Source organism: Bacillus cereus group sp. MYBK101-2 (genome assembly GCF_051918845.1).
Classification (GTDB): Bacteria; Bacillota; Bacilli; order Bacillales; family Bacillaceae_G; genus Bacillus_A; species Bacillus_A paranthracis.
Genome location: NZ_JBQAIE010000004.1, coordinates 86,424 through 102,443, shown reverse-complemented (window position 1 = coordinate 102,443; position 16,020 = coordinate 86,424). Strand labels below are relative to the sequence as shown.

The window sequence follows — 16,020 nt, the reverse complement described above, 5'->3', positions numbered from 1 at the left end:
TCGTTTTATAAAACCCCCAGTATGAGTTATTGATTCATACTGGGGGTTTTTTGTAGAAATTTTATAAATTGATGACTAGTAAGTGGTTTACTGAAATAGTAACCTTGCATATATTTACAGTTGTTCTTTTGTAGAAACTTAAGTTGTTTTTCTGTTTCAATTCCTTCAGCAACGACAGATAGGTTTAACGTATTTGCAAGAGAAAGGATAGTGGAAACGATGGCCCTTTCTTCAGGGCGATGATCGGCGAGTTGTGTAAATTCTCTCGGTACTTTTAATGTATCAATAGGGAAAATGGATAAATAAGCAAGAGAAGAATAGCCGGTTCCGAAGTCATCGATGGACGTTTGAATACCATATTCCTTTAATTGTTTTAGCTTGGATAACGTTTCCTTTTCATCGATCATTGCAATTCGTTCTGTTAATTCAAGTGTTACATCTTTTGGATCGACTTTAACGTCTGTTATTATTTGTAAAATGTTCTCGATTAAATTATTTTGCTGGAACTCTTTAGCTGATAAGTTAACACTTATTTTTAAATCTTTGTAGCCAAAAGTATGCCATATTTTTAGCTGACGACAAGATTCATTTAATACCCAATGACCAAGTGGAATGACTTGAGGAGTCTCCTCTACAATTGGAATGAACTCACATGGTGGAATGTCACCAAGGAGTGGGTGTTTCCAGCGTAGCAATGCTTCGGCACCAATGATCTTTTTCTTCGTAATATCAATTTGTGGTTGATGGACGAGATAAAATTCTTCGTTTACTAAAGCGAGTGGTAAATCTTTTTCAATTCGAGCTTTTCGTTCCATTTTTTTATACAATTCTTTCGTGTACAGAGAGCTACCATTTTTCCCTTTATTTTTTGCTTCGTACATGGCCATATCAGCATGCTGTAAAATCGATAATGGATCTTCACCTGCTTCAGGGTATATTGCTATCCCGATGCTCGGTGAGATTTGTAAATGTTGATTTTCAATTTCGAATGGTTCGTTCATGGCTGCTACAATTGTATCAGCTATTTTTTTTACATCTGGCCTCTTTTTATAATTTTCGATAAGGATTGTGAACTCATCTCCAGCTAATCGGGCAAGCTTCATATTTGGTGTCGCTATACTTTCGAGTCTTTTTGCTACTGCAATTAATAGAAGGTCTCCTACCCTATGACCGAGGGTATCGTTAATAACTTTAAAGCGATCTAGGTCAAGAAACATAACAGCAAAAGGCATTTTTGATATTTTGGATCGCGCAATTGCTTGTTCTACATATTGATGAAATGCACGTCGATTTGCAAGCTCTGTTAGTGTATCATGATATGCTAGAAAGTTAATTTGTTCTTGTTGTTGTTTGCTTTCCGTAATATCTTTAATCATTAAATACACTCCAGAAATATGATCCTTTAAAAAGATAGGAACAGCTGTCACATGCAAGTAGTAAATATCTCTATTTTTATGATATGCCCGTATTTCTAAAGAAATAGATTTCCCCTTTTTTACGCGATGAAAGGCATTAATGATTTCTTCCAAATCTTCTTCATACGTAAGTGAATAGTAAGGCTGATTTAATAATTCATTCGTTTGATAACCGAGTAAAGTCGTACCAGCGTTATTCACTTTAAGAAAATTACCGTATAAATCTAATGTGAAGATTGGATCTGGATGATGCTCGTATAAAGATTTAAACATTTGTTGGTTATGATATAGTTCATTTTTTTGTTCTACTAAATCTTCTGTACGCAGTTCAATTTGTTTTTCGAGTTCTGAGTTGAATTGCATTTGGGCTAATAATAATATTTTATTTTGTTTTCGAACTAAACTATGGCGTATGAGAACGAAGGAGAAAGTTATCATAAGCCCAATTACTACAATAGGCGCGAAAACATATTCGACTAATATGAAAACAATAAGCATTACGACAGAAATATAAGGTAATGATAATCTGATCGATTCCCCAAGTTTAGGTGTTAATAGCACTTGTTCTTGTCTTTCAGGTTCTTTTGTATGAAGAATACAGGCGATTGCTACTAGCACTAAAGTTACTTGATAGAGAGGAGTAATTGTAAACATAGAATATTCGGGTGTGAAGTATTTGATATAAGCATAAATCGCATCTGTAGTCGCATACAAAATTAAAGCACTACCAAGGAGCGCGCCAACTTTTTTCGGTAATAAGGAGAGTGGTTTGAATAAAAGGTTAATTCCTATGAGAAAAAAGAGTAAATCGGTCATTGGATAGGTAAGTTGAACAAATATGTCGATATAGGATGTTGAAGAAACGTGAATGGTTCGTTCAATAAGTAAGTAGTAACTTAAAGTGAACTGTGCTGTAACAATAATGCAAATATCACATATCATAAAAAGCTTTTCTAATAAATCTCGGTTATAAATGATTTCATATAGAAAGGCAAATGCAAAGCTAATTAAAAAAAGTAGATAAAAAAAATCAGACGGATCAACGAATGTATAGTAGTCCTTTAAAATTAAACGTTGATAGGCAACTACGATATCACCAATGAAATAAGAGAGGGTTCCAACACATAAAATGGTCCAAAATAAACGAGGTAACCCTTCTTTCAAGTTTGAAAAATAAAGTATATAACTACAAGCGATAATATCAATGAATAATGTACTCATACCAATTAATATTTGAAAAGGAAATGAGTATTCATATAGAAAAGGCATTGTCACGTAATGAATCATTATAGATAACAATATAATGCTTATAAGAATGCTTACATGTGTTTGTTTTTTCATTTATCTCACCCACGGTATATACATATAAATTCCTCTTTTTATTTTTTATAGTTTCTATACTTATTTTGCACAGGTATAGCCAGTTATAAAAATAGATTTTAATAATTCTCGTTTCTGTCCCCAACATATCGACATAGGAATTTGAAGTTTGCTATAATGATTAAAATAGTTGCATTATTTAGAAAAATTTAAAAATAATAATTACTGCAACTAGGACATATTGTTTACTAAGTGAACTTGTTCTTAATTTAGGGGGGAGGGTTTCACAATGGCAAGTGTATATGAAAATAGTTATATGATCGTTTTGATTTTCTTGCTATTAGGCATATTGCTTCCGGTAGTGGCTCTTACATTAGGAAGGATGCTGCGCCCAAATAAACCAAGTGCAGCGAAAGCGACGACGTATGAGAGTGGGATTGAGCCTTTTCATGATGCAAATATTCGGTTTCATGCTCGTTACTATATTTTTGCTTTATTGTTTGTCATCTTTGATGTAGAAACTTTATTTTTATATCCATGGGCTGTTGCATATGACAAGCTCGGTTTATTTGCATTGATTGAAATGCTCATCTTTGTTGTAATGTTGCTAGTTGGGTTAGCGTATGCTTGGAAAAAGAAGGTGTTACAATGGTTATAAATTTTGAGGAATTACATCCAAATGAGCGAGCGGAATTAGAACGAAATATCTTTTTTTCTACATTGGAACAGTTGAAGGGATGGGCGCGAAGTAATTCTTTATGGCCAATGACATTCGGACTGGCATGTTGCGCAATTGAAATGATGGGAGTAGGTTCATCACATTATGATTTAGATCGATTTGGGTCATTTTTTCGGACTTCACCAAGGCAATCGGACGTTATGATTGTATCGGGAACGGTAACGAAGAAGATGGCTCCTATTGTTCGGCGCTTATATGATCAAATGCCTGAACCAAAATGGGTTATTGCAATGGGATCTTGTGCGACAGCAGGGGGCCCGTATGTAAATTCATATGCTGTTGTAAAAGGTGTAGATCAAATTGTACCGGTTGACGTGTATATCCCTGGTTGCCCACCAAATCCCGCTGCTTTAATTTATGGCATTAATAAATTAAAAGAAAAAATTCGTTACGAGGCAAAGACTGGGAAGCAGGTGACGAATAAATGAGTGATCCAAACAAAGATTTAGAGGATTTGAAAAGAGAAGCGGCTAGGCGTGCGAAAGAAGAGGCGAGAAAGCGTCTCGTTGCGAAACATGATGTAGAAATAAGTAAACTTGAAGAAGAAAATCAAGAAAAAGAGAAAGCGCTACCAAAAAATGATGGGATGAATTTGGAAGAAGCGAAACGTCGTGCAGCAGCGGCCGCAAAAGCAAAAGCAGCGGCGTTAGCGAAGCAAAAAAGGGAAGAAACAGAAGAGGTAACGGAAGAAGAAAAGGCCAAAGCAAAGGCGAAGGCAGCAGCAGCCGCAAAAGCGAAAGCGGCGGCGCTAGCGAAGCAAAAAAGAGAAGGAATAGAAAAAGTGCCGGAAGAGGAAAAGGCCAAAGCAAAGGCGAAGGCAGCAGCAGCCGCAAAAGCGAAAGCGGCGGCGTTAGCGAAGCAAAAAAGAGAAGGAATGGAAGAAGTAACAGAAGAAGAAAAGGCCAAAGCAAAGGCGAAGGCAGCAGCAGCCGCAAAAGCGAAAGCGGCGGCGTTAGCGAAGCAAAAAAGAGAAGGAACAGAAGAAGTGACGGAAGAGGAAAAGGCCAAGGCGAAAGCGAAGGCTGTGGCGGCCGCAAAGGCAAAAGCAGCGGCGCTAGCAAAGCAGAAAGCTTCGCAAGGTGATGGGGATTCGGGAGATGAAAAGGCGAAGGCAATTGCAGCAGCGAAGGCAAAAGCGGCAGCGGCTGCAAGGGCGAAGATGAAGGGTGCTGAAGGTAAGGAGGAAGAGGAAGCGAAGCAGGAAGAGCCATCCGTGAATCAACCGTATTTAAATCAGTATGTTGAAGTTATTAAGGGAAAAGTAGGAGAGGATGCTTTAGTAGATTGCTACATTAATAAACTTTCCAAAGATGTACCAACTCTTGTAGTGGAGCCCTCAAAATATTATGAAGTAATGGAGTTACTGCGATCCCATGAGGCACTTGCATTTGATTATATGTCAGAGTTACATGCGACGGATTTTGTGACACATATGGAAGTGTATGTTCATTTATTTTCATATGGAAAGAAACAGTCAGTAGCGGTAAAGGTGAAGCTGGATAGGGAAGCGCCGCAAGTAGAATCGGTGACAGCGCTTTGGAAAGGGGCAGACTGGCCAGAGCGGGAAGCGTATGATTTGCTCGGCATTGTATTTAAGGGACATCCGAATTTATCGCGTATTTTAATGCCCGATGATTGGATAGGACATCCGCTTAGAAAAGATTATGAACCGTATGATGTGGAGGTGTAGCTAAATGATCCGTACGGAAGAAATGCTTTTGAATGTAGGTCCTCAGCATCCGAGTACACACGGTGTGTTCAGGCTTGTTATTAAAATTGACGGGGAAATTATTAAAGAAGCTACACCGGTTATTGGATATTTGCATCGCGGGACCGAAAAGATCGCAGAGAGCTTACAGTATACGCAAATTATCCCTTATACAGATCGGATGGACTATTTATCGGCTATGACGAATAATTACGTCATTTGCCACGCTGTAGAGACGATGATGGGGCTTGAAATCCCAGAGCGAGCTGAATACTTGCGAGTACTTGCAATGGAACTTGGAAGGATTGCGAGTCATCTCGTTTGGTGGGGGACAAATCTTCTCGATATAGGAGCGGTCAGCCCGTTTTTATACGCGTTCCGTGAGCGAGAGATGATTATTAATTTATTAAACGAATTATGCGGTGCGCGGCTTACTTTTAACTATATGAGAGTCGGCGGTGTAAAGTGGGATGCGCCGGACGGTTGGATTGAAAAAGTGGAAGAATTTGTTCCGTATATGAGAGAGCAATTGACGGGTTACCATGATCTCGTTAGTGGCAATGAGATTTTCTTAAATCGTGTAAAAGGCGTTGGCATATATAGCGAAGAAGATGCAATTTCGTATTCTTTAAGCGGAGCGAATTTGCGGTGCACCGGAGTAAATTGGGATCTTCGCAAGGATGAACCGTACTCCATTTACGACCGTTTTGATTTCGATATTCCTGTTGGGAGCGTGGGGGATGCTTGGGATCGCTACGTTTGCCGCATGAAGGAAATTGAGGAGTCGTTAAAAATTGTCGAGCAAGCTGTCCAGCAATTCCCGAAAGAAGGAGCAGTACTTGCGAAAGTACCGAAGATTATTAAGGTTCCTAAAGGGGAAGCATTCGTCCGTATAGAGTCGCCGCGAGGAGAGATTGGTTGCTATATTGCGAGTGACGGAAAGAAAGAGCCGTACCGCTTGAAGTTTCGCAGGCCGTCTTTTTACAATTTGCAAATTTTACCGAAGTTATTGAAAGGTGAAAACATCGCCAATTTAATTACGATTTTAGGCGGAGTTGATATTGTACTTGGGGAGGTTGATGGCTAATGATTGAAACGCTCTTACAATCACCTTCAAGCTGGACGAATTTCTTCATTTTTTTCGGATTAGCGGTGCTTTTATTATTTGCAGTCCTTGGCTTCGTTACATATGGTATTTTGGCAGAACGGAAAGTGATGGGTTTTATGCAAGGACGGATTGGCCCAAACCAAGTTGGGGGCCGGTTCGGTTTACTGCAAACAGTAGCCGATGTTTTGAAACTACTACTGAAAGAAGATAGTATTCCGAAAGCGGCAGATAAACCGTTGTTTATATTAGCACCTGTCATTGCATTTGCGCCGGCATTTATGGTGCTTGCAGTCATCCCGTTTACTGATAAATTTCAGTTCGCAGATATTGGCGTAGGCTTACTGTATTACATTGCTGTTTCTGGCATTACGACGATTGGCGTCGTAACCGGAGGATGGGCATCGAATAATAAATATTCCCTTTTAGGGGGGATGCGTGCGGCGGCGCAAATGATTTCTTATGAAATTCCGCTCGTAATGAGTGTAATCGGGATCGTTTTGTTAGCGGGTAGCCTAAATTTAAATGAAATCGTAGCAGCGCAGGAAAATGTTTGGTACATTTTCGTGCAACCAATCGGTTTCGTCGTATTTTTAATCGCGGCGGTAGCAGAGTTAAATAGGACGCCGTTTGATTTACCAGAAGCAGAATCGGAACTTGTTTCTGGATATCATACGGAATACTCAGGGTTTCGCTGGGCGTTTTTCATGCTTTCAGAGTACGTATATTTCTTCGGGATGGCATCCTTAATTACTGTGCTCTTTTTAGGCGGATGGAATCCAGTTATGTTCCTTGGATTCATCCCAGGTGCCGTATGGTTTGCTTTAAAGTTTAGCAGTGTAGTCTTTCTATTAATTTGGTTCCGCGTTACGTTTCCACGTATAAGAGGTGACCAGTTAATGGAGTTTGGCTGGAAAGTATTATTGCCAATTGCACTTGCAAATATTTTCTTAACGGCATTGATTAAGGAGTTATTCTTCTAATCTATGAGGGGGGTGCCAGTAAGAGATGAAAGGACTATTTAAAGGGCTAAAATATACATTAAGCAATTTGAGTAAAAAGAAAGTGACGTATGATTATCCGAATCAACCGTTGCCATTGCCAGACCGGTTTCGAGGGATTCAAAAATTTTATCCAGAAAAGTGTATTGTTTGTAACCAGTGCTCCAATATTTGTCCGACAGACTGTATTCAGTTAACGGGGAAAAAACATCCGGATCCTACGAAAAAAGGAAAAATTATCGACACGTACGATATTAATTTTGAAATTTGTATTCTTTGTGATTTATGTACAGAAGTTTGTCCGACAGAAGCGATCGTTATGACAAATAACTTTGAACTCGCGGAATATTCACGGGATGACTTATTCAAAAATTTGCAGTGGCTTGATGAAAACGACGAAAACGTCAGGAAGGAGAATAAAGCATGAATGGCGAGTTTATAGCATTCTTTATACTATCCTTGTCTGCAATTATCGGCGGCATTCTTATGTTGAATGTAACGAAAGTCATGCATATGATGCTAGCTCTCGTTCTGACATTTCTCAGCATTGCAGGTTTGTACTTTCTTTTATCAGCTGAATTTATCGGGGTTGCACAAATTTTACTTTACTCGGGTGCGATCACAATTATTATGATTTTTGGCATTATGTTAACGAAACATAACGCAGAAAATGAATCACGTCTTACTCTTCGAAAATGGATTATCTTCTTTGCGGTTGTAGCATTTGGGGCAGTTATGTATTTCGCTGTTAACAATATTGATTTTGCAAATGAAAACACACAAGGAAGTTTACCTCTCCATGAAAAAAACACACTTCAAATCGGTACACTTCTCTATTCAAAATATATTATTCCATTTGAGCTAACCTCAGTTATTTTACTTGTAGCACTTGTTGGCGCAATTATTCTTGCGAAGAAGGATGAGAAAGAGGAGGATTCCAATGAGTAGCGTTCCTGCTTCTGCGTATTTAACGCTTGCGATTATTTTATTTTGCATCGGTTTGTTTGGAGCTTTAACGAAGCGCAATACAGTAATTGTATTAGTTTGTATTGAATTAATGCTGAACGCAGCCAATTTAAATTTAGTAGCGTTTAGTAAATTAGGTTTGTTCCCAAATTTAACAGGGCAAATTTTCTCTCTGTTTACGATGGCCGTAGCAGCAGCGGAGGCGGCGGTAGGACTCGCCATTTTAATTGCTTTATATCGTAATCGTACGACAGTTCATGTAGATGAAATGGATACGCTTAAAGGATAACATTGTGACCGAAAAGGGGGAAGGAAACAATGATCGATTATGCATGGCTCATACCGCTTTTCCCGCTTGTTTCGTTTTTGGTATTAATTATATTCGGGAAGAAAATTAGAGAAGGAAGCAGTGTACTTAGTATTTTTTTCGTCTTTCTCTCCTTTATATTTGCGGTACTTGTATTAATAGAAAGATTTTCGACAGTACCAGTGAAGCATAAGTGGGTATGGCTTAGAGCTGGAGATATTGATATATCATTTGGCTTTGAAGTGACAGCATTAGGGGCTTTAATGCTGTTTATCGTTACACTTGTGAGTTTACTTGTACATGTGTATTCGAAAGGTTATATGAAAGGTGAGGAAAGATTACCAACCTTTTATGCTTATTTAGGGCTCTTTACATTTGCGATGCTCGGGCTTGTTATATCACCGAATTTATTACAGCTTTATATATTTTGGGAGTTAGTCGGCCTTGGTTCGTTCTTACTCATCGGTTTTTATTTCTTTAAAGAAGAAGCGAAGGCTGCTGCGAAAAAAGCTTTTATTATGACACGTATTGGCGATGCCGGTTTATTTATTGGGATGATCTTAATTTTCTGGCATGCAGGTAGTTTTGAATATGACGCAATTTTTAGAGCGATTCATACTGGGGATCTTACCCCTACGATGATTACAATAACAGCGATATTAATTTTTATTGGTGCAATGGGGAAATCAGGTCAGTTCCCGCTTCATACGTGGTTACCGGATGCGATGGAAGGACCGACGCCTGTTTCGGCACTTATTCATGCGGCGACGATGGTCGCAGCTGGCGTATATTTAGTGGCAACGATGTTTCCGTTATTTTCAGCAAGTGCGGTGGCGATGCAGACGGTAGCAATTGTTGGAGCCTTCACTGCAATCTTTGCAGCTTCCATCGGTCTTGTACAAACGGATATAAAGAGAGTACTTGCTTATTCTACAGTTAGCCAGCTCGGGTATATGATGCTTGCACTCGGATCTGCCGGTTATGTAGCTGGTGTGTTCCATTTAACGACACACGCTTTTTTTAAAGCGCTACTATTTTTGGCAGCAGGAAGTGTCATTCATGCAGTGCATACGCAAAACATTAATAAAATGGGCGGTTTACAGAAGAAGATGAAAGTAACAGGTGCACTATTTTTAATCGGTACACTTGCAATTAGTGGTGTGCCACTCCTTTCTGGCTTCTTTAGTAAAGATGAAATTTTAGCAGCGGCTTGGATGAACGGCAATTACGTTTTATTCATATTAGCAGTAATTGCAGCGTTTTTAACAGCATTTTACATGTTCCGCTTATACTTCCTTGTCTTTACTGGAGAGGCGAAGACGAAGGAAGATGTGCATGAATCGCCCCGCATTATGACGTATCCGATGATCGTCCTTGGCGTCCTTGCAGTAGTGGCAGGTTATATAAATACACCGTGGTTTGGAACGTTTCTCGGGGATTGGCTTACGAAAGATGTAGCGTTTAAAGTGCGAGAGGCGCACGGACCAGTTTGGATTATGATTGTTGCGACGCTCGTTTCTTTGACAGGGATTGCTCTTGCATATGTCATATATGGCAAGAAATCTATTGCTAGAGATTGGGCTGGTGGTGAGGACTCGCCTCTTTATAAACTTTTGAAAGAAAAATATTATGTGGATGAACTATACAATATGACGGTGCTTCCTATTACGAAAGGAATCGCTCATGTGCTTCGCCTATTTGAAGTGTATGTAGTCGAAGGAATTGCCGTTTTAATAGGGAGTTTAGTGAAAGGGATAAGTGCAATTGGCTCTAGACTCCAAAACGGAAATGTACAAGTGTACGGGACTGTAACAGCTGTTTCACTTGCAGTACTCTTCATTATTTTGCTCTATACGGGAGGGGATTTACGATGAATGATTTGTTATTAACGTTCTTCATTTTTTCCCCGCTTTTAGGAATTCTCTTACTTACATTAACACCGAAAAAAGAATCGCGTACAGTGCGAGCGCTCGGTTTATTTGGAACGGTGCTTCCATTCGGAATGGCTATCGTCCTCGCTTGTACATATGCTTCTGGAAAGAGTTTGTCTCTATTTGATGAAAAAGTGAAATGGATTAAATTTGGGGATTTTGCAGCGGTGGATAAAAGGTGGTTTTCCATTTATTATGAGCTTGGTATTGATGGTTTATCGCTCGTTATGATGGTACTGACGGCCCTTCTAGCGATGCTTGCAGCAATTGCAGCATTTACGATTAAAAGAAACTTGAAAGCATTTTATATGCTGTTACTCACGTTAGAAATAGGGATGCTCGGTGTCTTCGCTGCTCAAAATTTAATGTTGTTCTTTATCTTCTTTGAAATTACATTGCCACCGATGTTTTTATTAATTGGGAAGTGGGGGAAATTGTCGAGTGAAAAGGCTGCTTATAGTTATTTAATATATAACGGTATTGGCTCCGCTATTTTGCTTATCGTTTTCTCGGTTTTATTTGCGAAAACAGGTACAACCAATATTACAGAGCTTAAAGAAATATTAACGAGTGTAGGTACTGGCGGAGGAATGGCTGTCTCAAGTAGCTTACAGTTCGGCTTGTTTCTTAGTATAATGATCGCTTTTGCAATTAAACTACCCGTTTTCCCGTTACATCGCTGGATGGTCAATGTACATATTGAAGCACATCCGGCTGTTGTTATGCTTCATGCAGGTGTTTTACTGAAGATTGGAGCATACGGTATAATCCGCTTCGGACAGGGACTATTCCCGGAATACTTTCGCGAGGTTGCAACGCTCATTGCGATTTTAGGAGTCATCAATTTATTGTACGGAGCCTTCTTGGCGCTCATTCAAACGGACTTCCGGAAGGTGCTTGCTTACTCTAGTATTTCACATATGGGTATTGTATTAATGGGCCTTGGGGCGTTAAATGCACCAGGTACACAAGGCGCTCTATTCCAAGTTGTTTCGCACGGTTTAATTGCAGCTTTACTCTTTTTTTTACTTGGTGTTATAGAACAGCGCTTTGGAACGTCGGATATTACAGCACTTGGCGGACTTGCAAAAAGTGTACCGGTACTTAGCGGATTCTTCTTAGCGGGAGGAATGGCATCGCTTGGATTGCCGGGGATGTCCGGATTTGTTAGCGAATTTCTTGCCTTTCTCGGTTTATTCCAAGGAGAGCCAGTTATTGCTGCGGCCGGAGTACTTGGCATCATTTTAACCGCTGTATACGTATTAAGAGCAACACTGCAAGTAACATTCGGTAAGAAAGAGTGGGAAGCGAAAGCTGATATACACGGATGGGAGTATGTCCCGATTTTGCTACTTATCTTCTGCATTATTGCAATTGGCGTAATGCCAGAAATACTAGGGGATCCGCTTCAAAATACATTGAAAACACTGGGGGTGAAGTAGGATGGATATGAATACGTTACTTAGCTTATCATGGCATCTCATGGTGCCAGAATTCATTATTCTCGGAGCTGCCATCCTTCTTTCCATATGTGATTTGTTTTTTAAGCTGAACCATAGATACGTAGCGCTTGGTGCCATCGCGGCGGTCGTATTAGCAATCGTGTCACTAATTACGCTATATAGCGAACCAGCAGGAGATATTTTAAATGGGTCGTTTGTGTTAGATGGATTTTCAAAAGGATTTAAAACGTTGTTGTTAGGCGGTGCTGCCCTCATTTTATGCATCGCAATGAGCGATGATAAGAAAAATCTAATTGAAGATAAGGGAGAATATTATTACTTATTTTTAATGGCGCTCCTTGGGGCGATGTTTATGGCTTCTAGCGTTGATTTCATTACACTTTTCGTCGGTTTAGAATTGCTTTCACTTTCTTCTTACATTTTAGTAGGAGTACGAAAAAAGAACCGTGCATCAAATGAGGCAGCAATGAAATATGTCATTAATGGAGGAATTGGAACGGCAATTACGCTCTTTGGAATGAGTTATTTATACGGCATTACAGGATCAACTAATATTGTGGATATGCAAAAGGTATTTGCTGGGGAACTGGCTGGTGGCATTCAATTATTGCTAGCTCTTGCATTTCTACTATTACTCGTTGGGCTCTCATTCAAAATTGCTACAGTGCCGTTTCATATGTGGGCGCCTGATGTGTATGAGGGAGCGGCTACACCTGTTACTGCTTTTCTTGGAACGATTTCTAAAATTGCTGGGTTCTTACTCATTATCCGTCTGTTCCTCATGGTTTTTGCAAGTGTATCGGTGCAAGGAGACATGCAATCTTTATACGGACGTATGAGCATATACATCGCTGTGCTAGCTAGTATTACGATGATTATTGGAAATGTAGTCGCATTAAAGCAATATAACGTAAAACGCTTATTTGCTTATTCAGGCATCGCGCATGCAGGATATTTACTCGTACCGCTTGTAGCATTATCGCCATTTACGATGGATAGCATGTGGTTTTACATGCTTGCATATATGCTTATGAATATAGGCGCGTTTGCAATTATCCACGGCTTAATCTTACAAAGCGACAAAGAAAATATGACCATTTTCACTGGATTATATAAAAGGTCGCCATTTACAGCGATCGTGATGACGATTTTTATTTTATCGCTAGCGGGGATACCAGGAACAGCTGGTTTCATTGGGAAAATTAACATCTTTTTAGGGGCCCTTCATGTAGAGCCAGCTCATTACGTACTAGCTTCTATTATGATGGGGACGACAGTCATTTCATTCGTATATTATTTCCGTATTTTACAGCAAATGTTTTTCCGTACAGGAGAAGTAGAAGAGAAAATTCGTTTGCCACTCAATATAAAGGTTGTGATGAGCCTTTGCGCAATTTCGATTGTAATACTAGGGATTATGCCGATGATTGGATACAATTTCTTTTATGAATATTTTCCATTAATGAAAGATTTCTTCTTCTTAGGGAACGTGGTACAATAGTGAAAATAAAAGGTGTGGAGTCGTTACTCTGCGCTTTTTATTTTGTGTGAATTACGATTGAAAATGCATATAAGTATACGCTTTTAAAGAGAAAATTACGATGTAAAATGTAAGATGCTTATTTGTATTTGAAAAAGTGTGGCTCCTACTTATTATGGTATCGTTTTTATAGTATTTCGTAAGTAGTAGCTGGGTAAAAAGGAGTCGGTTTTTTGGCACATCTTTTAGGGCAACAAGCACTGATTGCCATCGTTTCGCATTTATTGTTTATTACCATTACGTGGTGGGCCTTACAAGGTATTCACATTGAGCGTTTAATGAAGCCTGGAAAGGTGATGCAGACGAGAGTATTACTCATCTTAATTACAATTGCAATTGGGACATCTGTAAGTAACTTTTTCCTTGATTATTTAGGCTATTCAAAGAGTTTAACGTATTTAGTAAAGTAAGTGTATAGAACCTCAAATCTCCGTTAACAATGGGGATAGGAGGGGATGAAATTGAAGCTTAAAGCCATTCTTATTGTTGCACTTAGTGTTGTTTTATTTTTGGTTGGATATAGAGAGATGAAACCGATAAGCGATGAACAGAAGATGGAGAACATGATCGCAGCTGTAGAGAAAAATGATGCTAAAGTAGAGAAATGGTCATGGTTAGCACGAGAAACAAAAACAATTTCTAATATACATACGTTTCAAAAGTTGTTAAACGATGTGAAGGATAAGGCGAATATTCAAAAGTGGGAATTAGAGCAATCTCCAGATGGATATAAAGCTACATCCTATAAAAAATTTTCTTCCTATGAAGAACGAGTAGTAGTAACTTGGAGTAAGGAAAATACTAAAGAAAACACTTTCATTATCTTTGAAGTAAGCGGGGCAAAATGGGACCCGAAGTATATTCAGAAAACGAATAAAATTTTTAGTGAAAAACCTATAATTTACACTTGTGTTCAAGGTGTACTGAATGATAAGATTGAAGGTGTTTTGCAAAATAAAACCAATCAGGTTTTGAAAGATCTTTCAGCAAGAGCGATCGAACAGATAGAAGAAAGAGCATTTGTGTCAGTCTCCGCATACAATAAAAAGTGGGATGACGCTCTTTCAACAAATAGAGAGAAAATAAATGTGCAAATAGCAATACGTTCTACAGACAACAAAGATACAATTGTGGTTGGCACACCGATCATAACTTCTGAGTATTGAGTGAATAGATACTGAAAAAAGGACACGGAGGGGAATAATTTGGAAAAGATCATCGTCCGTGGCGGAAAGCGGTTAAACGGCACAGTGCGTGTTGAGGGCGCAAAAAATGCTGTATTACCTATAATCGCTGCAGCCCTATTAGCGAGTGATGGAAAGAATGTACTATCTGAAGTACCAGTTTTGTCTGATGTATACACAATTAATGAGGTATTACGTCATTTAAATGCTGAAGTCGTATTTGAAAATAACCAAGTAACAATCGATGCTTCTAAAGAGCTAAACATTGAAGCACCATTTGAATATGTACGTAAAATGCGTGCATCTGTTCAAGTAATGGGACCTTTATTAGCACGTAACGGTCGTGCTCGTATTGCACTTCCTGGTGGATGTGCAATTGGTTCACGTCCAATTGACCAACATTTAAAAGGCTTCGAAGCAATGGGAGCAAAAGTACAGGTTGGTAACGGTTTTGTTGAGGCATACGTTGAGGGAGAACTAAAAGGAGCTAAAATTTATTTAGACTTCCCAAGCGTGGGCGCGACAGAAAACATTATGTCTGCAGCTACATTAGCAAAAGGGACAACAATCCTTGAAAACGCAGCGAAAGAACCAGAAATCGTTGACTTAGCTAACTTCTTAAATGCGATGGGAGCGAAAGTACGCGGAGCTGGAACTGGAACGATTCGTATCGAAGGCGTTGATAAATTATATGGTGCAAACCACTCTATTATTCCTGACCGTATTGAAGCGGGAACATTCATGGTTGCAGCGGCAATTACTGGTGGAGACATCTTAATTGAAAATGCTGTGCCTGAACATTTACGCTCAATTACAGCGAAGATGGAAGAAATGGGTGTTAAAATTATTGAGGAAAATGAAGGTGTACGTGTTATCGGCCCAGATAAGTTAAAAGCGGTTGATATTAAAACTATGCCTCACCCAGGTTTCCCAACAGACATGCAATCACAAATGATGGCATTATTACTACAAGCTGATGGAACAAGTATGATTACAGAAACGGTATTCGAAAACCGCTTTATGCACGTTGAAGAATTCCGTCGTATGAATGCTGATATTAAAATCGAAGGTCGTTCTGTTATTATGAACGGTCCAAACAGCTTACAAGGTGCTGAAGTAGCAGCAACTGATTTACGTGCTGCAGCTGCATTAATCTTAGCTGGCTTAGTATCAGAAGGTTACACTCGTGTAACTGAGTTAAAACATCTTGACCGTGGCTATGTAAACTTCCATAAGAAATTAGCTGCATTAGGTGCAACTATTGAACGTGTAAACGAAAAAGTAGAAGAAGTGAAAGAACAAGAAGTTTCTGATCTTCACGCTTAATTGAAATAGTCTCTA

At 39.2% G+C, this 16,020-nt stretch carries 15 protein-coding genes; 14 read left to right on the top strand and 1 reads right to left on the bottom strand.

Annotated elements, in window-relative coordinates; genetic code table 11:
• Nucleotides 1-26: 26 nt before the first annotated feature.
• Nucleotides 27-2,756, bottom strand: coding sequence for a putative bifunctional diguanylate cyclase/phosphodiesterase (locus tag ACTFSI_RS11305; protein WP_440045406.1), 2,730 nt, complete (start codon nt 2,754-2,756; stop codon nt 27-29).
• Between the two features lie 268 nt (nt 2,757-3,024).
• On the opposite strand from ACTFSI_RS11305, the gene nuoA reads away from it, so the two are divergent.
• From nuoA to murA, 14 genes are all read left to right on the top strand, one after another.
• A complete protein-coding gene (gene nuoA / locus ACTFSI_RS11300) occupies nt 3,025-3,393 on the top strand; it encodes an NADH-quinone oxidoreductase subunit NuoA (protein WP_000179273.1) in 369 nt (122 codons plus the stop codon).
• Entirely contained in the window at nt 3,384-3,902 is a 519-nt protein-coding gene (nuoB, locus tag ACTFSI_RS11295; RefSeq protein WP_000236331.1) for an NADH-quinone oxidoreductase subunit NuoB, read from the top strand. The genes nuoA and nuoB overlap by 10 nt, the downstream gene beginning before the upstream one ends.
• On the top strand, nt 3,899-5,164 hold the full coding sequence (locus ACTFSI_RS11290) for an NADH-quinone oxidoreductase subunit C (protein WP_440045405.1): 1,266 nt from the start codon (nt 3,899-3,901) through the stop codon (nt 5,162-5,164). Before nuoB ends, ACTFSI_RS11290 begins: the two co-directional genes overlap by 4 nt.
• A gap of 4 nt (nt 5,165-5,168) precedes the next feature.
• A complete protein-coding gene (nuoD, locus tag ACTFSI_RS11285) occupies nt 5,169-6,269 on the top strand; it encodes an NADH-quinone oxidoreductase subunit NuoD (RefSeq protein ID WP_000621452.1) in 1,101 nt (366 codons plus the stop codon).
• Nucleotides 6,269-7,270 carry an NADH-quinone oxidoreductase subunit NuoH gene (nuoH, locus tag ACTFSI_RS11280; RefSeq protein WP_000573430.1) on the top strand — a complete coding sequence of 334 codons (1,002 nt, stop codon included), beginning with the start codon at nt 6,269-6,271 and terminating at the stop codon, nt 7,268-7,270. The genes nuoD and nuoH overlap by 1 nt, the downstream gene beginning before the upstream one ends.
• Before the next feature lie 25 nt (nt 7,271-7,295).
• The gene (nuoI, locus tag ACTFSI_RS11275) at nt 7,296-7,715 is read left to right on the top strand and encodes an NADH-quinone oxidoreductase subunit NuoI (protein ID WP_000677191.1); all 420 of its coding nucleotides are present in this window, start codon (nt 7,296-7,298) and stop codon (nt 7,713-7,715) included.
• Complete coding sequence (locus tag ACTFSI_RS11270) at nt 7,712-8,236, top strand: NADH-quinone oxidoreductase subunit J (protein ID WP_277616509.1); 525 nt, start codon at nt 7,712-7,714, stop codon at nt 8,234-8,236. Before nuoI ends, ACTFSI_RS11270 begins: the two co-directional genes overlap by 4 nt.
• Entirely contained in the window at nt 8,229-8,543 is a 315-nt protein-coding gene (gene nuoK, locus ACTFSI_RS11265; protein ID WP_000100078.1) for an NADH-quinone oxidoreductase subunit NuoK, read from the top strand. The genes ACTFSI_RS11270 and nuoK overlap by 8 nt, the downstream gene beginning before the upstream one ends.
• Before the next feature lie 29 nt (nt 8,544-8,572).
• Nucleotides 8,573-10,435, top strand: coding sequence for an NADH-quinone oxidoreductase subunit L (nuoL, locus tag ACTFSI_RS11260; protein WP_440045404.1), 1,863 nt, complete (start codon nt 8,573-8,575; stop codon nt 10,433-10,435).
• Nucleotides 10,432-11,934 (top strand): NADH-quinone oxidoreductase subunit M, encoded by a 1,503-nt coding sequence (locus ACTFSI_RS11255; RefSeq protein ID WP_139896260.1) that lies wholly within the window; start codon nt 10,432-10,434, stop codon nt 11,932-11,934. Before nuoL ends, ACTFSI_RS11255 begins: the two co-directional genes overlap by 4 nt.
• Before the next feature lie 7 nt (nt 11,935-11,941).
• Nucleotides 11,942-13,456 (top strand): NADH-quinone oxidoreductase subunit NuoN, encoded by a 1,515-nt coding sequence (gene nuoN, locus ACTFSI_RS11250; RefSeq protein WP_336619246.1) that lies wholly within the window; start codon nt 11,942-11,944, stop codon nt 13,454-13,456.
• Nucleotides 13,457-13,668: 212 nt separating this feature from the next.
• Nucleotides 13,669-13,905 (top strand): DUF1146 family protein, encoded by a 237-nt coding sequence (locus tag ACTFSI_RS11245; protein WP_000940742.1) that lies wholly within the window; start codon nt 13,669-13,671, stop codon nt 13,903-13,905.
• A 51-nt stretch (nt 13,906-13,956) separates the two neighbouring features.
• Nucleotides 13,957-14,661, top strand: coding sequence for a YwmB family TATA-box binding protein (locus ACTFSI_RS11240; RefSeq protein WP_000767902.1), 705 nt, complete (start codon nt 13,957-13,959; stop codon nt 14,659-14,661).
• A gap of 39 nt (nt 14,662-14,700) precedes the next feature.
• Entirely contained in the window at nt 14,701-16,005 is a 1,305-nt protein-coding gene (gene murA / locus ACTFSI_RS11235; RefSeq protein ID WP_000411263.1) for a UDP-N-acetylglucosamine 1-carboxyvinyltransferase, read from the top strand.
• Nucleotides 16,006-16,020: the final 15 nt, after the last annotated feature.